General features: G+C 41.2%; 13 protein-coding genes. All 13 read left to right on the top strand.

Annotation, left to right across the window (positions count from 1 at the left end; genetic code table 11):
* Window positions 1-708: 708 nt before the first annotated feature.
* The 13 genes from W7W_RS0110810 (at window position 709) to W7W_RS0110895 (ending at window position 23,085) form a co-directional block, all read left to right on the top strand.
* Entirely contained in the window at window positions 709-3,876 is a 3,168-nt protein-coding gene (locus tag W7W_RS0110810) for a SusC/RagA family TonB-linked outer membrane protein (RefSeq protein WP_010663781.1), read from the top strand.
* A gap of 21 nt (window positions 3,877-3,897) precedes the next feature.
* Window positions 3,898-5,541: a RagB/SusD family nutrient uptake outer membrane protein gene (locus W7W_RS0110815; protein ID WP_010663782.1), complete on the top strand. Its 1,644-nt coding sequence runs from the start codon at window positions 3,898-3,900 to the stop codon at window positions 5,539-5,541.
* Between the two features lie 26 nt (window positions 5,542-5,567).
* Window positions 5,568-7,544 (top strand): hypothetical protein, encoded by a 1,977-nt coding sequence (locus tag W7W_RS0110820; protein WP_010663783.1) that lies wholly within the window; start codon window positions 5,568-5,570, stop codon window positions 7,542-7,544.
* A 185-nt stretch (window positions 7,545-7,729) separates the two neighbouring features.
* Window positions 7,730-7,870, top strand: coding sequence for a hypothetical protein (locus W7W_RS23505; protein ID WP_157202469.1), 141 nt, complete (start codon window positions 7,730-7,732; stop codon window positions 7,868-7,870).
* Between the two features lie 356 nt (window positions 7,871-8,226).
* The gene (locus tag W7W_RS0110840; protein ID WP_010663785.1) at window positions 8,227-8,466 is read left to right on the top strand and encodes a hypothetical protein; all 240 of its coding nucleotides are present in this window, start codon (window positions 8,227-8,229) and stop codon (window positions 8,464-8,466) included.
* A gap of 893 nt (window positions 8,467-9,359) precedes the next feature.
* Entirely contained in the window at window positions 9,360-12,554 is a 3,195-nt protein-coding gene (locus tag W7W_RS0110850; RefSeq protein WP_010663787.1) for a SusC/RagA family TonB-linked outer membrane protein, read from the top strand.
* Between the two features lie 26 nt (window positions 12,555-12,580).
* Entirely contained in the window at window positions 12,581-13,996 is a 1,416-nt protein-coding gene (locus W7W_RS0110855) for a SusD/RagB family nutrient-binding outer membrane lipoprotein (RefSeq protein ID WP_010663788.1), read from the top strand.
* A gap of 30 nt (window positions 13,997-14,026) precedes the next feature.
* Entirely contained in the window at window positions 14,027-14,848 is an 822-nt protein-coding gene (locus W7W_RS0110860; protein WP_010663789.1) for a hypothetical protein, read from the top strand.
* A gap of 950 nt (window positions 14,849-15,798) precedes the next feature.
* Entirely contained in the window at window positions 15,799-16,941 is a 1,143-nt protein-coding gene (gene dinB, locus W7W_RS0110870) for a DNA polymerase IV (RefSeq protein ID WP_010663790.1), read from the top strand.
* A 121-nt stretch (window positions 16,942-17,062) separates the two neighbouring features.
* Window positions 17,063-17,419, top strand: coding sequence for a four helix bundle protein (locus W7W_RS0110875; protein WP_010663791.1), 357 nt, complete (start codon window positions 17,063-17,065; stop codon window positions 17,417-17,419).
* Window positions 17,420-17,514: 95 nt separating this feature from the next.
* Window positions 17,515-20,454, top strand: coding sequence for a DNA polymerase III subunit alpha (locus W7W_RS0110880; RefSeq protein WP_010663792.1), 2,940 nt, complete (start codon window positions 17,515-17,517; stop codon window positions 20,452-20,454).
* 136 nt (window positions 20,455-20,590) lie between these two features.
* On the top strand, window positions 20,591-21,064 hold the full coding sequence (locus W7W_RS0110885) for an aminoacyl-tRNA deacylase (protein ID WP_010663793.1): 474 nt from the start codon (window positions 20,591-20,593) through the stop codon (window positions 21,062-21,064).
* Between the two features lie 374 nt (window positions 21,065-21,438).
* Complete coding sequence (locus tag W7W_RS0110895) at window positions 21,439-23,085, top strand: diphosphate--fructose-6-phosphate 1-phosphotransferase (RefSeq protein ID WP_010663795.1); 1,647 nt, start codon at window positions 21,439-21,441, stop codon at window positions 23,083-23,085.
* Window positions 23,086-23,272 lie beyond the last annotated feature (187 nt).

Raw genomic sequence — 23,272 nt, forward strand, 5'->3', positions numbered from 1 at the left:
GTGCCAGTTACAAGGCTTGCGAAGTCCGAAAATACGGAGTTTACTTTTCGTAAATGAGTACTTTTCGGACAAGCGTAACGCAGTAAATGGTACTTTATGGACAGACACTAATAAGTCAATTTCTTACAAGGATTAAAAACATTCAATCTGTTTTTTTTGTCTCATTTTCAATCTCAATCTCAATCTCAACACACTTTATTCTTACTCCCCTTCTTCACAGTCACACTGAGGGATTTTGGGCTATTTTTCATTTTTTAAACCAAATCTTCTATAGTTTGTTTTTTTAGGGTGACAGCAGAAAAAAACATACCTGCTGTTGTGCAAGCTTCGTTTATGTAGGGTGCAATTGTGATAAAAAGGTTTGTTTGTGGAGTCTTACCCCCTTTAATTGGGGGTGTAATTTGAATAATAGTTAAGATATCGACTATGTGTTTGGCAGAATAGGGGGTGAAAGTGTGATAAAAATCAAAAAAAACTGGTTGGGTTATTTTTTGAAAGCAAAAAGTTATATATTTGTGACAGAAACTTGCCAAAACCCCCCTTCGCCTTAACGAAATGCTTGAAAAGACCTGATAAAGGTCATGGTTCTGCTTTTAGGCGGAATTTTGTGATAAAAATCATGTGTTAAATTCTAATAAAAGTTGGAAACATTTCCTAAATTGGAATGTTTTCTTATTGTTCTATTTTTTAATTTTAAACCTATAATCTATGAAGAAAGTACTTTTAGCACTTTCGTTCCTCATGGTTTTGGGGCTTGGTTCAGTTTTGGCACAAGCACAAACTATTACAGGAACTGTTACGGGAAGTGAAGACGGTATGCCGATACCCGGTGTCTCCGTTTTCGTTAAAGGAACTACTGTGGGTACAGTTACCCAGGTAGATGGTACATACTCATTAAATGTGCCACAAGATGCGGAAACTATTGTTTTCTCATTTATTGGAATGCAAACCCAGGAGGTTATTTACGAGGGGCAGAGCACTATAAATGTCGGAATGGTTGATGAATCATTTGCTATGGACGAAGTAATTGTAGTAGCTTACGGTACTTCAACCAAAGGTTCATTTACCGGTTCTGCAGCTGAGGTTGATGCTGAAAAAATTGAAAAACGTCAGGTTTCCAATGTTTCACAAGCATTATCAGGAGCCGTTGCAGGAGTGCAGGTGTTGAGTAATAATGGACAGCCAGGTTCTGAAGCAACAGTAAGGGTTCGTGGAGTCGGTTCTATTAATGCCGGTACTGATCCGTTATATGTTGTTGACGGAATTCCATTTGATGGAGATTTGTCTTCTATCAACACCTCCGACATTAAATCAATGACTGTCCTGAAGGATGCCGCATCTACAGCCCTTTATGGTGCTCGTGGTGCCAATGGTATTATAATGATTACCACAAAAGAGGGTAGTGGTAAAGCCAAAGTTAACTTGAATGTTAAATATGGTTTTAATTCACGAGCTGTTGAAAACTATGATGTATTGACCAGTTCCAAAAATTATATGGAAACTGCTTACCGAGCTATTTATAATGCAGGAATCTATAATCTTGGCTATTCACCCGTTGATGCCAATATTTATGCCAATTCAACAATAACTTCTGAAACTGAAGGTGGATTGGGCTATAACGTGTTTACTGTTCCCGATGGGGAATTATTGATAGGAGCTAATGGGAAGTTAAATCCCCATGCCACCTTGGGGTATAGCGATGGAGAGTATTTTTACACCCCTGATGACTGGGCTGATGAGACTTTCCAGAATAATCCAAGGCAGGAATACAATATTTCGATTTCCGGTGGAACAGATAAACAGAGTTATTATCTCTCTTTTGGTTATTTGGATGATCAGGGAGTAATCTCAGGTTCCGGATTTGAGCGCTTTTCCGGCCGCTTTAAAGGAGACCATGAAGTCACTGAATGGTTGAAAGTTGGTGCAAATGTTAATTATAACAATGTACAGAGTGATTATCCCGAGGAACAGACCAATACCAGTTCCAGCGGAAACGCTTTTTTTGTCGCAAACTATATCGCACCAGTGTATCCGTTGTATGTCCGTGATGGCGAAAATGGCCAAATTATGATTAATAACGGTCGTAAAGTTTATGATTATGGTGATGGTGTAAGTACCAATTATTCACGTTCTTTCATGTCAATTGCAAACCCTGCCGGTGACTTGACTTACAATAAGACAGATTACCTAATGGATATTATTAACAGTTCCTGGCATGCAGAATTAAGTCCCGTTCAGGGATTGAAATTAATTGCCAGGTATGGTTTGAATGTGGATAATACCAGATATGGTGATTTAGGAAATGCTTATATGGGGCAAAGTGCTTCTTATGGCGGTACTGCGTATCAAGAACAAACCCGTACAGTAGGATTTAATCAACAGTATATTGGTAGTTATCAGAAGACATTCGGAGAGGATAATAGCATTGATGTGACTGTTGGTTATGACGGTTATGATTATAGAACGGAGTATATTTATGCTAACGGTCAAAATTTATACAATCCTGAAAGTTATTATGTAAATAATGTTATTGATAATATCAATGGTGGTGGAGCAAAAGATACTTATGCCACACAGGGTATATTTGGCCGTGTTAACTATTCCTATAAGGAAACTTATTTTGGTAATGTTGCTTATCGCCGTGATGCTTCAAGTCGTTTCCACCCCGATAATCGATGGGGGGACTTTTGGTCTGCAAGTGCTGCGTGGATTATTAGCAAAGAACCCTTTTTGTCAGTTGACTGGCTTGATATGCTCAAATTGAAAGCCTCTTATGGCGAACAGGGTAATGATAATATTGGTAACTATTATGCCTATCTTGATCAATTCAGAATGTCTGGTGCCGATGGTGTATTCTCTGATGGTGCTTTAAGTTATAAAGGGAATAAGGATATCACTTGGGAAACTTCAACGTCATACAACGTAGGTCTTGACTTCGCAATGCTTCGCAACCAATTAATTGGGACTGTGGAATATTTCGGAAGAAAGTCAAGCGATATGCTTTATTACAAGCCGGTTGCCGGAAGTAATGGATATACATCTGTTCCTATGAATATTGGTTCAATGACCAACTCAGGTGTTGAGGTTGATCTGAGCTACAATATCTTTAACAGGAATAATCTGGTTTGGAATGTTAATGCCAATGCCACGTTTGTAAAAAATAAGATTAATGAATTACATCCTGACCTTGAGGGAGAGATGATTGATGGAACCCGAATCTATAGAGAGGGTGAATCAATGTATCATATGTACCTGGTTGATTATGCCGGTGTCGATTCCGAAACAGGAGAGGCTTTATATTGGGCTGAGGATGAAGAGGGTACTCGCATAAAGACAGCTGATTATACATTAGCTCAGTCTTACAAAGTAATGACTGATGATCTTTTGCCCACTGTTTATGGTGGTTTTGGAACTTCAGTTGAAGCTTTCGGTTTTGATGCTTCTGTTCAGGCTTCGTATCAGATGGGTGGTGATATTTATGATTCAGGTTATGCTCGGCTGATGCATGGTGGTACTTCAAGCTTTGCAGGTAATAACTGGCATAAAGATATTTACAATGCCTGGAGACCCGATAACAAAAACACAAATGTGCCTCGATTGGATGCTAATGACAGATATGCGAACTCAATCTCTACTAGATTCTTAACCAGTTCTGACTATTTAAGTCTTAATAATATTACTATTGGTTATACTCTTCCTTCCGACTTGGTGAGCGGGTTTAATATTGAGAAGCTTCGTATATACTTTAGTGCCGATAATGTGGCCTTACTTACAAGTCGTAAAGGGTTAGACCCCCGTCAGAGTTTTACAGCAGCAACCACTGCACGCTATACACCAATTAGAACAATTTCAGGAGGTCTTAGCTTAGTATTTTAATAATTTTAAATGATTTGTACTATGAATAAAAAATATATTATTGCGTTAATGGTTCCTGTCATCTCTCTGTTTGTTGGATGTGAGGATAAACTTGACACGCAACCGGAAGGATCTACTGTTACCTCTGAACAGAAAGAAGAGGTAGTTGGTAAAGATCCTGATAAAGCTGTGGCTGGTGTAAATGCCATTTTTGCTCAGTTTAGTCAGTATATGCCGAATGAAGATGCACTTGGCGCTGAACGCCATAATGACTTCGGGTTTCCTTCTGTTATGTTATTCACTGATGCTAATGGTTATGATGTGGTGAGTGAAGATAATGGTTATAACTGGACAGGTAACAGCCTGGATTATTCCGACAGAGACTATACTTCCTTTGAGAGCCAGATTATTTGGAACGACATGTATTCAATGATATATGCAGCCAATAATGTTATTGCTAACATCCCAGCAGATGTGGAAGACCCTACTTCTCAGTTTTATCTGGCACAAGGTTTGGCAACCAGGGCTTTCAATTACTGGGTTCTGGCCCAACTTTATCAGTTTAAATATGTGGGGCACCAGCAGGAACCTTGTGTTCCTATTATTACTGATGAAAATGCTGAAGTTGCTGCACAAAATGGAACACCCCGTAGTAGTGTTGAAGATGTGTATAGTTTAATTACTTCTGACATTTCAGCAGCTTTGGATCTATTGGAAAGTGCAAAACAGGCTGGAATAACCAGAACTATTATAACAGAAAAGGCTGAAGATAAACGATTCTTTAGTTTATATGTAGCTTATGGGCTCAGAGCACGTATTAATTTGAGCATGGAGAAATGGAGTGAAGCTGCCGCCGATGCCACTAAGGCAATTGAAAATGCCATGGCAGATGGAGTGAGTCCTGCCGCAATTTCTGATGTTAATAAGCCTTCTTTTTGGACTATGGATGAGCCGAACTGGATGTGGGGGATTAAAATCGCAGAAACCGATGATGTTGTTACTTCAGGTATTGTGAACTGGTTATCTCATATGGGTTCCCTAAATTATGGATATGCCTGGTATTCGAAAGGAAAACAAATCAATAAAGCTCTTTATGAAACGATTGAAGAGGATGATGTTAGAAAAGGTTGGTGGTTAGATGAATATCAAGAATCTCCGAATCTTAATAATGCTTATGAAGGAATAATCGCTGATTATGATTTTGCTCCTTTTACTCAGGTGAAATTTGCACCCTATAAAGAAGAGGCTGGTTCTTCAACTAATGCCAGTGATATTCCTTTGATGCGTATTGAGGAGATGTATTTGATTAAAGCCGAGGCACAGGCAAAAGGTGGAGCTCCTGATGCTGGAAAGACTACACTTGAGGAATTTGTTAAAGCTTACCGAAATCCAGCTTATGTTTGTGAAGCTACTTCTCCAGATGGAATTCAGGAAGAAGTTTTCCGTCAACGTCGTATTGAATTGTGGGGCGAAGGTTTGAACTGGTTTGATGTTATGCGGCTAGAAACAGGTGTTGATCGTAGAGGTGGTGGTTTTCCAAATGCTACCATGGTGTTTAATATTGCCCCGGATGATCCGATTTTGTTATGGAGAATACCCGAGTCAGAGATTCAGGCCAACCCTGGATTGACAGAAGGCGAAAATAATCCTTCTGTTCCTGCTCCGGAACCGGTTGCTGATCTTTAATGTTACACCCTAAAGAATATTCATATATGAAACTAAATAAAATTTTTATAGCAATTTCGATACTGGCAGCTTTTACCTTTAGTGCCTGTGACGAATTTGAAGATACGGTTACTCCAAGTCCGGAGGTACCTGAGGGATGTCAGGGGGTTTATTTTCCTGCATCTAATCCCCAGTTGATAGAACTGGAGCCCACTGAAGCTACAGAAATGACTTTAACTATAGCGCGTGAGGTTTCTTCAGGTGTGGCAGAGGTTCCTATTGTTCAGGAAGTCAATGACGAAAATGTTTTTGAGGTACCTGAAACAGTTAGTTTTGCTGATGGCGAGACAGAAGTGGATTTTACTGTTACTTTTCCAACTGCAGAGGAAGGTACAACATATAACCTGAAACTTGCTGTTGAAGGAGATGAATTTGTAAATCCTTATGCTTCTGAACTCCCATATGTTGAAACCAATGCTACAAGAATCCAATGGGTTCCTGTTGAAGAACCTATGATATATGTTGATGGTGCATTTTCCGGAGGATATGGAGTAAGTTCGTTTCCAATGTATGTTGAAGCAGAAAAAGCAGAAATTGCTGGAGCTGTGCGTTATAGATTTAAAAATGTTTATGATGTTCCTACCGGTTCGGATGAAGATGGAGTTTATGATGGCTATCCGTATAATGATCCAGGCGATTTTGATGAAAGTAAAGATTATACTACTACAATTGAAATTGATAATCGAACCGGAGAGGTTTTTATGTTTTCACATGAAATAGGTGTTGATTGGGGATATGGAATGATTTCTATAGGATCATTGTATGGAAATATTTCTGATGATAAAGGTAAGAATCCACTTGGGGAAAAAAATGGAGATGTAATTACATTTCCTCCATCATCTTTATATTTCAGCGAAGCTGGATATAATAGTGGAGCTGCCTATGGAGCTTCAAGTCCAACCATTATTTATATGACAAAAGAAGCCTTTATCGCCGCTAACTTGAAAATTGAAGACTTCAATGATATTGAATATGAAGTTATTTCAGGAGAAGTAGGTGAATTTGAGTCCAATGCTTATAGTGAGGTTTGGAATCAAACAATTTCAGCAGCAATAGATGTCGATCCAGAGAATGAGGAGAGTGAATACAAAAACTTGTTTTATCTTTCCGATTTATATGCTGACGGTTACGGTCTTGCTTTCTACTATTACGAAGAAGATGGGAAGGTTATTGTTCCTGAGAATCAGGCAACTGGTCAGGAGTATATGGGTCAAATGGTTTATGTTTCACCTAGCGAGGAAGTTGAAACTTTTGTTGAAGTAAACTCAAAAGGAGTAACTATTTATTCTTTAGGGTTAATGTTCCATTATGAGGATGGTACCATTCTTGGTGAATTCTCTGAAATCTTTTACTATTCTCAAGATGCGGTTTCTTATAGTAAAGCAGATTTTATGGGTGATTTTGTAATGACCGGTGAGTCTCAGTTTGGTGATGGTCCTACGGAAATGGAGGTTTCAATTTCTGAAGGTTTGGATGAGAGTTCCCTGATTATTACAGGTGTTGATTATGCCGTTGAAATCATTGCATCCTTTGATGCTACAAACAGCATTTTATCTATTGCTCCACAAACATTGCCAGATTTTGAATTGAGTAGTGGAACCTATGATGCCACTCTTTATACTACTGATGCCGGCGGTGTTAGTACCACATCAGAAATTGATTTTACCTTTAATATGCAAGGCAATCTTGTTATTGCAGAGTCTAGTGTAGGTGATGGATATTTGATTGACAGTGAAGCAGCAGGCGGTTGGGTTGATGGTTATTATGATTTGGTGTTTACACCTGTTGAAGATGAAACTAAATCAGCTAGTGTCGATTCCGGAAATTATAGTGGTCTTTCTGTTTTTTCTACTTTGAAGGAAAGAACTGAAATTGAAATAACCGGTCCTGATTTTTCAATTCAGGGAAATAAAATGTCTAAGGAATCTTTAAAAAGGAATCTGTCAAACAGTGTGATTTTTTAATTATTTCTATATCTGATTAATTGAGAGGACCGTTTCAGTTGTATTGAAACGGTCCTTTTTTGTGTTACATTGGTTCTGTGAACGTTCTTAAGTCTTATTGTTAAATTTTAAACTTGTTCACAGGTATATTACATTAGAAGCTGCCTACTTTTTCAGCAACGCCTGATTAGGAATTTTTCGACATCGTGGAGTTTTATGAACAAAACCTCAAGGACAAGCCTGTCGTGATTGGTATTGTTGGAAATACCAGCGACTTTGACCTTGATGCATTGGAAAAATATGGAGAAGTAGAACGGATAAGGGAGAAGGATATTTTTGGAGATTAGATATAACTGATTTTACCTCATTTAATTGGCAAACGTTTTATTTGCCTGATTTTGGTAAAGTGATGTTCATTTTGATATAGGAAGCACCGGCAAGTATTTTTGTCGGTGCTTTTTGTTGACTGATAAATTGTTGTGAGGTGCTTTGAAGCATCATTATTGTGAAGTTTGTGGTGTTTTCTGTAAGAATACAAATATGTTTGATTCAATCAACCAGTTTTGTGTTTTGGTAAGATGCAAATTGGCCGGACTTACTTTGTAATAGGTGTCACCCCGGCCGGGGCTTGTTTCGATTCTTTTAAACAATTCTTCTACCTGCTGCCCCATCCGGGGCGGTAACATTTTGACCAGCAAAACGAATGAACTTTGTTTTTTTCAATGGTAAAGAAAAAGCTTTGTATTGTACGTATCTTTCAATCTATCCAATCCAGCCCCGGCGGGGCGACAGTATGGTAGCAAAGGAATGTAACAATATAAAAGAGGAAGCTCCGGCAGGGGTGATAGTATTAGGTTTGGTTGTTGTGTTTTTCCCGGGATTGTTCTCTTTCTTTCGGTTTTTGGTTGCCTCTTTCAGAGACCGTGTGGTGTCGGTTGATTAACCCCGGGCTCATTGCGGCTTCGCCTTCATGGCCCGGGGTTACTCATGTTTGCCCCTTTCAGGGACGTGAGATTTACAATGCAACAAATGGATATCTTCTTACTATGTTTGTTTTTACTTTATTTAAGGAGTTTACCATGGTCGTGGAATGCTCCCCGGAGGGAGCTTACGTGAATAACCCTGTGGAAATCCCGGGATAGCCTGAACGAGAGCAACTGGGTCCCCGGAGGGGGCAAATTTGAGTAACCCCTGGGGCATCCAGGGGCAGTCTGGGCGATAGAACCCTGGTCCCTGGAGGGGGCCAACAAATTTTGTTCTTTTCATTCCTTCCCGGGTTTTAATCTTAGAGATTTTCTTTCCTTCTATTATTGTTAATGAGCATACACCTATCTGCTGATTTCTTCTGCTATTACTCTTGATTGGATATTTAACTTTTGTTAGGTGTTTGGTGTTTGCCAGCCCGGTGGTTACATACACTTAACTGCTCATCGAAGTAACCAATATGTTTTCATTTTTTCTCTAAGTGATTGATAGAGAGGTTGTGTGTTGGTTTGGAATGAAACCCCTGTTTTGTGGGGGTGTTTGTGAGTAATTTGTATTAATTAAGAGGATCATGTCGTGAGAAAAAGGGGTGCGTGAGATGTTTTATGATTTTTTGTGGTGGGTATTTGTGTTTATTCTTATTTTTTGATTGTAAATAGTCATGTATAAGTTTTGACTTGTTGAAAAAGTTTTTAATTTTGTTTTAAACAATAACATTCCCCATTGCTTAAATCCTTCTCTGATGCGAACATTAATTATTATTGTTTGTTAATAATAATTGACAAATATTCAAGAAAAGTGTAATTTGATTTTTAATTGTTCCATATTTTTTAATTTTTAAACCTATAATCTATGAAGAAAGTACTTTTAGCACTTTCGTTCCTCATGGTAATTGGGCTAGGTAGTGTTTTAGCACAGGCTCAAACCATTAGTGGAACTGTTACGGGAAGTGAAGACGGTATGCCGATACCCGGTGTTTCCGTTTTCGCAAAAGGCACAACAGTGGGTACGGTTACTCAATTGGATGGTACGTATTCTTTAAATGTACCAGATGATGCTGATTTTATTGTGTTTTCATTTATTGGGATGGAGACTCAGGAAGTTCCTTATGAAGGGCAGTCAGTGATTGATGTTACGTTAGTTGATGAAGCTTTTCAGGTAGATGAAGTTATTGTTACCGCATTAGGTATCAAAAGAGAGAGAAAAGCATTAGGTTATGCTGTTCAGGATGTTGATTCGGAAGAGATTGGTCGTACGGGGAATTCTGATTTGGCTGGAGCCATGCAAGGTAAATTAGCTGGAATGGATATAAAACCATCCAGTGGTATGCCTGGTGCTTCATCACAAATTGTTATCAGAGGAGCCAGATCCTTTACCGGTAATAATACACCTTTGTATGTAGTTGATGGAATGCCTATTGCATCTACATCATATTATGATACGGGAAATAGTGTTACCGGAGCAGATATTTCTAACCGTGCAGTAGATATTAACCCCGCGGATATTGAATCAATTAATGTATTGAAGGGGCAGGCTGCTGCTGCTTTGTATGGAATCCGAGCCTCCAATGGAGTTGTTATTATTACCACTAAGAGTGGTGCCAATAATAAGGTTGGAAAACCTGTAGTACGCATCTCTCACAATTCCAGTTTTGATGTAGTTTCAAGGACTCCTGATTACCAATCAACATGGGCACAAGGTAACTATGGTAGCTATGTTCCCAATACTTCTTTGTCTTGGGGACCAAAAATCAGTGAGCTTCCTAATAGTCCGACATATGGAGGAAATACAGATAATGCCTACACCCAAGAAGATGGAATGCAGCAAGGTAAATTTTATGTTCCTCAGTTGGCACAAGCTGGTTTAGATCCCTGGAAGGAACCTCGTGTTTACGATAATTGGGATGATTACTATCAAACCGGCTATAAGTCTACCAATAGTGTTAACGTAAGTCAGGCTTTTGAAACTGGAAGTTTTGCAATAGCATTGACCAATACAATACAAGATGGTATTGCCTTAAACACCGGGATGGATCGGTGGAACTTCAAAGGAAGCGGAGTTAAGGAATTGAATGATAATTTCACTGTTGGATTTTCTTCCAACTATGTGAAGTTGGAGATTGATAAACTTTCGGGAGCTAATGATGCATCACTTGCAGGAGTTCTTTCTGCACCGGCCAGTTACAATCTTGAAGGTTACCCTTATCATGAGCCAGGCGATCCTTATTCTCAGATATATTATCGCTCAATGACTTTTGATAATCCATATTGGATTGCTCAAAACAATACTTTTAATGAGAAAACTGAACGTTTTTTTGGTAATGGATACGTAGAATACTCAACAAACATTGCTGGAAGTCTTGATCTTGATGTTAAATATCAATTGGGAGTTGATAGTTATACTACCCATTTCCAGGATATTTTTGAATATGGATCAAAAGGAGGAGCAGGAGTAATGGATAACTATGGCGTTTCCTCAGCTACCTACAATTCACTTTTGACGGCGAGTTTAAACTGGTCATTGTCTGATAACTCTGCGATTTCTGCTACTTTTGGTAATGAATTAAACCATGAGGAGATTAAAACGTACTCAGAGCATGGAGAAGATTTTAACTTCGGAGGATGGTCTCATATTCAAAATGCTAATGTAGTAACAGCAGATGAAGCTCAGGAAAGCGAAAGAACAGTAGGTTTTTTTGGTAGCCTCTCGTATGATTGGAGGTCAATGTTGTTTTTAAATGCGACCGGTCGAAATGACTATGTTTCAACCATGCCCAGAGGTAATAGATCTTTCTTTTATCCTTCAGTTTCTTTAGGCTTTGTTGCTTCAGAACTTGAGCCGGTTAAAGCTTTGGATTGGATCTCATATGCCAAAATAAGAGGGTCGTATGCTGAAGTAGGACAGGCAGGCAACTACATCAATAATTATTTTACAAAACCTGATTACAGTGGTGGTTTTTGGACCGGTGAACCTATTCAATATCCTATTGATGGGGTTAACTCGTATATTTCTAATAATGTTCAGTATGATCCCAACCTTAAGCCACAGAATACAACTTCGTATGAGGTAGGAGTTAATCTGAAGTTTTTTAATAATCGCTTTGGTATAGATTATACTTATTCTCGTCAGGACGTTGAAGATCAGATTTTCCAGGTCCCATTGGCTGCCTCAACCGGAGCTGCAGGTTTGGTGATGAATGGAGGAGCTGTTCATACTAATACTCATGAAGCAATTTTATATGCAACACCAATTAAAATAGGTGATTTTACATGGGATATTGCAGTTAACTATTCTAAAATTGATAATGTAGTTGATGAGCTTGCTTCTGGTGTTGAGAGTATTTTTCTTGGTGGTTTTGTTACCCCCCAGGTCAGAGCTGGTATCGGAAATACTTATCCGGTTATTTATGGAGCTTCATTTAAAAGAGATGACCAGGGGCGAGTATTGGTGGTTGACAACCCTGGTGCATGGAACCATGGTATGCCTGAACAGGGGGAGCCTGCAGTTATAGGAGAGGTTTCTCCGGAGTTTATTCTTGGGGGTACCAATACCTTTAGTTACAAAACTGTTTCTTTAAGTGCTGTTTTTGAATGGAAAAATGGCGGTGAGATGTATTCCGGGTCTAATGGATTGTTAGATTTATATGGAATGTCTGCACGAACAGAAGATCGCGAATCTACATTTATATATGATGGGTATAAACCAAATGGAGAGAAGAATGATATCGTTCGGGGAGGAGTGAATGATCCGGATGCAATACAGGATTTATATGTAAATGTACTCTCCAATATTGATGAATATTACATTCATGAAAATTCATTTGTGAAGTTGAGAGAGTTGGCCCTGAGTTACAAGCATCCAACCAAAGTTTTTGGTAGTGTAGATCTTGGTGTTTCAGTTTTCGCCAGAAATATACTGCTTTGGACAGCTCTTCCAAATTTTGACCCGGAGGCATCTCAGGGAAATAATAACATGGGAGGTTCATTTGAGCGCTTTTCTTTGCCTCAAACAACCAGTTACGGATTTGGAATTGATGTTACGTTTTAATTGAGTAATTAAACAACTGTGAAATTATGAAGAAATATTTGAATATAGCTTTGGTTTTCTCTCTACTTTCTTTCTTAGGAGCTTGTAGTGAAGACACCTTGGATGATATAAATGAAAATGTGAATGATCCTACTGATGTTGGTTCACATCTGATTATTACAGATGTGATGACCAGTACAGCCTTCAGGGTTGTAGGAAGTGATCCCGCTTTTTATGCATCTGTATATATAGAGCATAATGTTGGTATTTACAATCAATCTTATAATGCTGAGATTAGGAGTGGTGAGCCAATAAGTTCAACTACATATAATAACTCATGGGGATCAATTTATGAAAACCTGTATAACTTAAACCTGATTATTGAGAAGTGTTCTGAAGGAGGTTCAGAAGAGGGAAATTTTCACACTTTAGGTATAGCTCAGATTTTGACAGCCTATAACTTGGCTGTATTGACTGATCTATGGGGAGATGTGCCCTGGACTGAGGCGTTACAGCCAGGAGTGATTTTTACACCTGTATTGGATAGTCAGGAAAGTCTTTACCAGGAAATATTCGGGATGCTTAATTCGGGGCTTGAAAACCTAAATAAAGAAACCAATTTTTCCGGACTTGGAAGCCAGGACTTTTTCTACGGAGGTGATATTGATTTGTGGAAAAAATTTGGTAATGGTCTGAAGGCACGATACACAATGCGCCTTTCTAATAGAAATGCAGCATATGGCGACGTCATTTCCTTTGCCGATGCATCATTTGAAAGCGCTGCAGAACAATGTCAGTATGAATATGTTGATGCCAGTCCTTTTTACCAATTCTTGCAGGATCGTAATTATTTTGGAGCAAGTCAAAGTATGCATGATAAACTGGCAGATAGAAACGATCCCAGAGATAATGTATTCTTTACAGGAGATGTATTTGCACCAAACGGAACTCCGGACCAGGTTCAGGATCAATATTCGAAATCAGCTATTTCTGTTGAAACAGCGCCAACTTATTTGTTGAGTTATCATGAACTTCAATTTTTGAAAGCTGAAGCGTATGTTCGGCTGGATGAGTTAGAGAATGCAAAAGATGCTTTAGAAGAGGGGATTATTGCTGCTTTTCAAAAACCAAATATTGGTCTTACTGCTGCTGATGCTGAAGATTATTTTGCCAATGAAGTTGAGTCCAGATTTGACAGTAATCCTCTTGCTGAAGTGATGGTTCAGAAGTATCTTGCATTTTATGAAGAGGAAGCAGTAGAGGCTTATAATGATTATCGTCGGTTAGTAGCTATGGGCGATGATGTTATTACTTTGGAAAATCCGGCCAATCTGCAACAGTTTCCTGTCCGCTTTAGTTATGGAGCTGATGATGTTACTACGAATGCTAATGTCCGTGAAGCCTATGGCGATGGATCATATGTGTATTCAGAAGAAGTTTGGTGGGCTGGTGGAAGCCGTTAATTACTTTGTTGAATTTGAAATTGTTTTGATATGAAAAACATATTTTGGTTATTATTTATACTTGTCGCAGCTTTTGCATTTAATGGCTGTGATGAAGAAGATGAAGATCCTGCTGGTTTAAGGAGTGCAGGTATTGTCCCTGTTATATCGGATATTTCATCTTCCTTTTTTGATTTGCAAGATTTGGATAATGCATATGTGGAGTTTACCGTTGAAGCTTCTGGGGAAGATGAGGTAAGTAAGGTGGAGATAGAAGCCACATATAATGGAGAAACAGGTTCTATTGGATCATATGAGTCATTGCCGGCAACGGTTACTGTTACTGCCTCCGAAGCCGTTCAGGCAGTAAATGCCACCCTTGATGAATTAGCTCTGGGTGATGTAGTTACCCTTGAAGTAATTGTTACTTCAGAGTCAGGTGTAAGGGCACGTTCTAATGTTATTATTAATGCTACTTTTGCTTGCGAGTCGGACTTGACAGGTGAATATGTTTGTTTGGCTAGTGGTGCGTCAACAGATCCCGGCCCCTCTTCTGACATTAATCCTATTTCGGATTACGAAACAACTGTAGTTTTGACTGAACAAAGTGTTAACGGAGCGTATACAATCTCTGATTTTTCAGGAGGCTTATTTACACTCTGGTACGGTATGTACGGTTTAGCCGGTGATTATCCCGGAGAGTTGAAGGACGTTTGTGGAGATATTACTTACGTGAATACCGTTGGGCCTTTTAGTTCTCCCATTTCCGGTTCAGGGAGTGTTGATCCTGAGACAGGAGTTATTACTATTAATGGACTTGCTGATGATTGGGGAGATGTGTGGACTTTAGTTTTAACGCCAGTCAGCAATTGAAAGATTTTTAATCTGGCTATTATTTCCCGTAATAGTTTTTGTGAGGGACAGTGCTTTCGGGTGCTGTCCCTTTTTTGGTGTGAGAGGCTCCCGGAGTTTCCTCAGATATGCGTCGGTAGGTGGGGGAGGATGGAAGAGGCTGAGCCCTGAGGCTGAGGCTAATATTGAGAAAAAATGTTTTTGATTCGGTCAATCAAACTTGTATCAGGGGAAAAATGTTTTGTACGTGTCGCCCCATCCGGGGCTTGTTTCGTTTACCTTGAACAATCTATCTACCATCTACCAAACTGCCGCCCCATCCGGTGCTGTTCCATTTTGACCAGCAAAAACGATGATAGATCTTTGTGTTTTTCGCAATGGTAAAGGAAAAGTATGGTGATGTTAGCACCCTTCATTCTGTTTGTTCCAGCCCCGGCGGGGCGATAGTATGGTAGCTTGTATATGACAAGATAAAGGGTGAAGCCCCGGTAGGGGTGACAGGATTAGTAGTTGGCCCCCTTCAGGGACCGTGTAGTGTCGGTTGATTACCCCCGGGCTCATTTCGGCGATGCCTTCATGGCCCGGGGTTATTCAAATTTGCCCCTTTCAGGGACGTGAGGTTTACAATGCAACAGATGGATGTTTTTATAAAAAGTTAGTTTTTACCTTCTTTAAGGAGTTTGCCATAGTCATGGATTATGTCCCCGAAGGAGGGCAAACATGAGTAACCCCGGGGACATCCCGGGGCATACTGAACGTGAGCAATCCGGTCCCCGGAGGAGGCCAACAAATATTCCTAAAATGACCTCCTTTCTCTAACTGCCAGCTTCTACCTTCTAGCCTCCAGCCTCTAACTTCCACCCTCTTTCTCTCTTCTCCACTTAATAAATCCCTCTTTTCTCTTTCATATTTTCCTTTTGATGCTTAAATTGTAATCGATAAAAAGATTAATAAATAATCAAAAAAAATCAATGAAGACTGATAATCGGCATGTTGTACATTTTGATCTGGACTCATTTTTTGTATCGGTAGAGCGGTTGATGAACAGTCGTCTTAACGGAGTGCCGGTAATTGTTGGAGGGATGAGCGACCGGGGAGTGGTGGCAGCCTGTAGTTATGAGGCCCGGCAGTTTGGAGTGCATTCGGCCATGCCCATGAAGCTGGCGCGCCGTCTTTGTCCCCATGCCTTTTATGTGCGGGGTGATATGGATGAATACAGTCGTTACTCACGTATGGTGACACAAATCATTGATGATTCGGCCCCTTTGTACGAGAAAGCATCCATAGATGAGCACTATCTCGACCTTACGGGTATGGATCGTTTTTACGGCTGTCTGAAATGGAGTCATGAATTGCGCAGCAAGATTATCCGGGAGACGGGGTTACCCATTTCTTTCGGATTATCGGTAAATAAGACCGTGTCGAAAATTGCCACCGGAGAGGCCAAGCCAAACGGGGAGAAGCAGGTGCTTTTTGAAGAGGTAAAACCCTTTTTATGGCCATTATCCATCAGTAAAATACCAATGATCGGGCCTGCTACTTATAAGTTACTGCGATCGATGGGCATTGAGCGCATTGAAACGCTGGGACATATGCCTCCCGAGATGCTGCATCACGCCATGGGAAAGAACGGACTGGAACTCTGGAGACGGGCCAATGGCATAGACCTTTCACCGGTGGAGCCTTACACTGAGCGGAAATCCATCAGCAGTGAGCGCACTTTTGAGCAGGACACCGGAGATATGAAGATGCTGATGGGGCTGGTGGTTAAGATGACTGAAAAACTGGCCTATCAGCTACGTGCCAAAGAAAAGCTGACGGGGTGTATTACCGTGAAGATAAAATACAGCGACTTTGATACCCGAACATTGCAAAAAACGGTGCCTTACACTTCGTTTGATCATCTGCTCATCCCTATTGCCAAGGAGTTGCTGACCCGTCTCTATACACGTCGTGTGATGATACGCCTGATAGGAGTAAAACTCTCACATCTGGTAAGCGGAGCCCCTCAACTCGATTTGTTTGAGGATACACCCCGGCAGGTGCAGTTGTACCGGGCGCTGGATTATGTGCGGCATAGGTATGGAGCAGGCGCTGTGGGGAGAGCGGTTTGATAATGATCAATGATCAATTAACAATTAACAGTTATCAATTAACAATGATCAAATAAACAATTAACAATGAATAAATTACCAATGAATAATAAATTAAAACTCTAAAAAAAAATACTGAATTATGAAAGAAAATGTAGCGTATCAAAAGGCTTTTGATTTTGCAATTAAAGTATATGGATATTGCAAATGGTTAAAGACAGAAGAAAAAGAATATGATTTGGCCCGACAATTATTGAAAAGCGGAACTTCTATTGGAGCAAATCTCGCAGAAGCAAACGGAGCTATTTCGGGAAATGATTTCTCAAGCAAAATAAGCATTGCATATAAAGAAACACTGGAAACACAATTTTGGCTGAAATTATTAAAAGCAGTTGGCTTAATGAATGATTCAAAGTATGAACTTCTTTTTGAAAATTCCGATGAGATAGGGCGTATTTTATTTGCTATTATCAAAACAACCAGGATTAATAATCAATGAACAAATAATCAATGAACAATAATCAATGAACAATGATCAATAAGCAATGCACATTGATAATTGGTAATTGGTAATTGATAACTGATAATTGATAATTGATAATTGTCAAATCATACTACAGTCTCCGGTTCGGGACACTTTCACCCGAAGAGTTGGCAGCACAGGCTGCCGCTAAGGGGATTGATACGCTTGTTTTTACCGATATCAACAACACGTCGGGGATGTTTGAGTTCGTGAAAGCCTGTCGGGAGAAAGGGATTTCAGCTCTGGCCGGTATAGAATTCCGCAACGATAACCGATGGATCTATACCGGCATTGCTCTGAACTTCGACGGTTTTGGGGAGTTAAACCGTTTTTTGAGCCACTACCGGTTGCAACATCTGCCATTGCCTGCCGAACCACCTGTGTTTGAACATGCGGTGGTGGTGTGGCCCTGGGGACAAAGAGAACCGTCGCAGCTCAGGGAGCATGAATATGTGGGAATTCGTCATTTTCAGCAGCGACAGTTGCTTACTTCCAAATGGCGTTATCATCAGGATCGCTTGATTGTCTGGCAACCCGTGACTTTTGCCGATCGAAAAGGGCTGGAGTTGCACCGACACCTGCGGGCCATCGATCGCAATACGCTGCTCGACCGCATCACTCCTGACGATATGGCATCGGCTTACGACTGGATGGTGCCGGAGGGTAAGCTTATGGAGGCTTTTAAGGATTATCCTGAAATAATCAAAACTACTGAGCAGTTAAAAAGGAACTTGTCCTTTGATTTTGATTTTTCAGGAATCAAGAATAAGAGTACTTATACCGGCAGTCGCCGCGATGACGAGCATCTGTTGCGGCAGTTGGCGCTGGATGGACTGAAAGAACGATACGGATTGGCTCATTCGGAAGCCCGGCATCGGGTGGAGAAAGAACTGGACATCATCAGCAAACTTGGCTTTTCGGCTTATTTTCTGATAACCTGGGACATTATCCGCTATTCGCTGGCACATGGCTTTTATCACGTGGGGCGGGGGAGTGGTGCCAATAGTGTGGTGGCTTACTGTTTGAAAATCACCGATGTGGATCCCATTGAGTTGAACCTCTATTTTGAGCGTTTTCTGAATCCTAAGCGTTCGTCACCTCCCGATTTTGATATTGATTATTCCTGGCGCGAGCGCGAAGAGGTGCAGAACTATATTTTTAAGCGTTACGGGCAAAAGCATACGGCGCTGTTGGGGGCTATTTCCACATTCCAGTCCAGAGCAGCCATACGTGAAATTGGCAAGGTTTACGGACTGCCCAAAGAGGAGATTGACCGGCTGGCGGTTCAGCCGGCGGGTTTCGCAAGCGGTTCTGCGGAGCAGCGCATTCTGCAGATGGGACAACAGATGACCGATTTTCCCAATGTGCGTTCGATTCATGCCGGTGGGATTTTGATATCTGATCGTCCCATAACCGATTATACCGCACTGGATCTGCCTCCTAAGGGCTTTCCGGCCACTCAGTGGGATATGTACACTGCTGAGGATATAGGGTTCGAAAAGTTTGATATTCTGTCGCAACGGGGAATCGGGCACATTCGTGAGTGCATCGATATTGTGCATGAGAACAGGGACGAGAAAATTGACATGCACCGCGTGGAGGATTTTAAGCAGGACGAACAGGTAAAAGAACTTTTGCGCAGTGGGGAGACTACCGGATGCTTTTACATCGAAAGTCCTGCCATGCGTGGATTGTTAAAAAAACTCCGGTGCGATGATTATCTGACGTTGGTGGCGGCCAGTTCGATTATCCGGCCGGGAGTGGCCCGTTCGGGGATGATGCGGGAATACATCCGGCGTTTTCACCATCCCGATGATTTTGAGTATGCCCACCCGGTGATGAAAGAGCAGCTGGGAGAAACTTACGGCGTGATGGTCTATCAGGAAGATGTGATTAAGGTCTGTCACCATTTTGCCGGATTGGATCTGGCCGATGCCGATGTGCTGCGGCGGGCCATGAGCGGGAAGTATCGTTCCAAAGCTGCCTTTCAGGCTATTGTGGATAAGTTTTTTGAAAATTGTAAGGGTCGTGGTTACTCCGGAGCACTGACGTCTGAGGTGTGGCGTCAGATTGAATCGTTTGCAGGATATTCCTTTTCAAAGGCACACTCTGCATCGTACGCAGTGGAGAGTTTTCAGAGTCTCTATCTGAAAGCCCGTTATCCTTTGGAGTTTATGGTGGCTGTGATCAACAATTTTGGCGGGTTTTACGATACCTGGTTGTATGTGAATGAGGCACGCAGGTGGGGTGGAGTCCTTCATCTGCCCTGCGTCAATCGTGGGCAATATGCAACCTCCATCATGGAGAAGGATATTTTTCTGGGATTTGTTCATGTGCGTGATCTGGAGCAGAAAACAGCATTGAGAATAGTGGAAGAACGCAACAAAAATGGCAATTATCATGATTTAGGTGATTTTATCCGACGAACCGGGACAACCAAAGAACAATTGATTCTTCTGATACGCCTGGGAGCGTTGCGGTTTACGAGGAAAACCAAGCCGGAATTGTTGTGGGAAGCCCACTTGTTGCTTGCCGGTGAAAGGAAGCAAATAAAAGGAGAGCGGCTATTTCATCCGGAGACGCCTGATTACCGGCTGCCTGCATTTGAGCAGAAACACATTGAAGATGCCTATGATGAAATTGAGTTATTGGGATTTCCTGTCACTTGTTCGCTTTTCAATCTGCTTCAGACCTCATTTCGGGGCGAATTCAAAGCCGGAGATCTGGAGCAGAATTTGGGTAAGCAGGTGCGTATGGTGGGGCAGCTGGTAACGATTAAATATGTACGAACCGTAAACCGGCAGATAATGCATTTTGCCACATTTATTGATGCTGCCGGAGAGTTTTTTGACACTGTCCATTTCCCTCAATCCCTGAAACGATGGCCATTTAAGGGACATGGTATTTACCTGATTCTGGGGAAAATTGTCAGTGAGTTTGGACAGCCTTCCATTGAGGTGGCCAAGATGGCCCCATTGCCTTTGCAGCCTGATCCGCGGGGAGGGAGATGAGGAATGAGGGATGAGGAATGAGAATTGAGGTCTTGACCTACGAGCTAAGAGCTACGAACTAAGAGCTAAGAATGTCTTGCCATCCCATTCATTCCTTTGTAACTTCAGATTATAAAACAAAAAAGGAGGATTTACAATGACACATTTGGAAGAATATCTGAACAAAGAGCAGGTCGGTTACCGGCGCATCATTCACTCACGCGCTTATACTGCTCAGAAAACAGCTGCCTATGCCCATATTTCCGGCAAAGAAATAGCCAAACCCGTCATGGTAAAAATAGACGGACGACTGTGCATGGCTGTCATTCCTGCTTCCGGATCGCTGGATACCATGGCGTTAAAAGAAGCTACCGGAGCCAGGGACGTGAGACTGGCTTCAGAGCCTGAATTCAAGAACAGCTTTCCGGATTGTGAGGTGGGGGCAATGCCACCCTTTGGAAATCTTTACAATATGGATGTGTTTGTTTCTACCGAACTCACACAGGATCCGTTCATTTCATTCAATGCCTGCAATCATTCGGAGCTGATCCAGATTTCTTACAAGGACTATCAGCGGCTCGTAAATCCCGTTGTGCTTGATGTAACCTACCATCCGATTATACATAATTAGTGTCCGTCCATAAAGTATCATTTGCTGCGTTACGCTCATCCGAAAATTCCTCATCCCGATTGTGCTTTTTGTTGGTTTTTTGTTCAAAAAACCTTACAAAAGCTACTTCGGGACTCCGTATTTTCGGACTTCGCAAGCCTTGCAATTGGCACTTTCTGCCCAGACACATGACTATAAACAAACTTTGCTTAGATTATAGACAGGCTCTAATTAACGGTATTTTTTCCTCCCGTTTTTTCTAATCTGAAAAAAAAATGACAAATTTGCAATCTGAAAGGATAGAAGTTATAAAGTGTTAAATATTAGTGCGCTTTATAGTTTCAATTTGTTACTTTTAAAGAATATTTGTTTAAAAATCTTATAAATCAAATTCGATGAAGATTAAAAGCCCACTTCAGATTGCCAGGGAAAAATATGCTCCCAAGGTACCGGCTGCATTAAAAGGCAGCGTGAAAGTCGTAGATGGAGACAAGACCCAATCGGTTGCCGATCAGGGCGAGATCGAAAAAATGTTCCCAAATACTTACGGAATGCCCGTATTGACATTTGAAGCTTCCGATGAGAAGAAAGATTTTCCTGCTATGAATGTAGGGGTGATTCTTTCAGGTGGACAGGCACCCGGTGGTCATAATGTAATCTCAGGTCTTTTTGATGGTCTGAAAACTCTTAACAGCGATAGTAAACTGTATGGTTTTCTGGGTGGTCCCAGTGGGTTGACCGATAATCAATACAAAGAACTTACTTCTGATGTCATTGATGAGTATCGCAATACCGGTGGCTTTGATATCATTGGTTCAGGACGTACCAAACTGGAGGAAGAATCACAATTCGATCAGACGCTGGAAAACTGCAAAAAGCTTGATATTAAAGCGCTGGTGATTATTGGTGGAGATGATTCCAATACCAATGCAGCTGTGCTGGCCGAGTATTTTGCTGCTAAAAACTCAGGTGTTCAGGTGATTGGTGTTCCCAAGACCATTGATGGTGACCTGAAAACCGATATGATTGAGACCTCCTTTGGTTTCGATACTGCTTGTAAGGTTTACAGCGAGTTGATTGGTAATATTCAGCGTGATGCCAACTCTGCCAAGAAATATTATCACTTTATTAAGTTGATGGGGCGTTCTGCTTCTCACATTGCTCTTGAGTGTGCATTGCAGGCTCAGCCTAATGTGGCCATTATTTCTGAAGAGGTGGAAGCTAAAAATATGACCCTCGATCAGGTGGTTGACCAGATTGTTGAGGTTGTGGTAAAGCGTGCCGAAAAAGGAGAAAACTTTGGTGTTGTGCTTGTCCCTGAAGGTCTGGTTGAGTTTATTCCTGCAATGAAAACCCTGATTGGTGAGTTGAATGATATGTTGGCCAAATACGAAAGCGATGTTAATGCATTGGAAACAAATAAAGAGCGCCGTGAGTTTGTAGCAGGTAAGCTGTCTGATGTTTCTTCTGAAGTATTTAAGCATTTGCCCAATAGTTTTGCCAATCAGTTGATGTTGGATCGTGATCCTCATGGAAATGTTCAGGTATCCCTGATTGAGACCGAGAAGTTGTTAATTGACATGGTGAAAGCCAAAGTTAAGAAGTTAAAGAAAGCTGGTACATTTAATGGGAAATTCAGTGGTCAGGCCCACTTTTTTGGGTATGAAGGACGTTGTGCTGCTCCTTCAAATTTTGATGCTGATTATACTTATTCGCTGGGTTATACTGCATCAGTGCTTATAGCTAATGGTAAAACCGGCTATATGGCTTCAGTTCGTAATCTTACAGCTCCTGCTGATGAGTGGGTTGCAGGTGGTGTACCTGTGACTATGATGATGAATATGGAACGTCGTCACGGTTCCATGAAGCCGGTAATTCAAAAAGCACTGGTAAAACTGGATGGTAAGCCGTTTAAAACTTTTGTTGAGAATCGTAAGGAGTGGGGAGAAAATACTGAGTTTGTTTATCCCGGACCTATTCAGTATTTCGGACCTTCCGAAGTTTGTGATCAGACCACCAAAACATTGCAGTTGGAGAAGTAATACTGCAACATATGAACTAAATAGTGCCCGTCTAGAAAGTCGGGAAAGTTTCTAAAAAGTCATGTGTCTGGTCAGAAAGTGCCAGTTGCAAAGCCTGCCCCGATTTTTTTTCGGGGGCTTGCGACCGGGTGCCGCCTAAAGCTTTAGCGCCGTGCCGTCGGCAAGCCTTTGGCGACCGATGGGTGGC

The sequence above is a fragment of the Marinilabilia salmonicolor JCM 21150 genome (assembly GCF_000259075.1).
Lineage (GTDB): Bacteria > Bacteroidota > Bacteroidia > Bacteroidales > Marinilabiliaceae > Marinilabilia > Marinilabilia salmonicolor.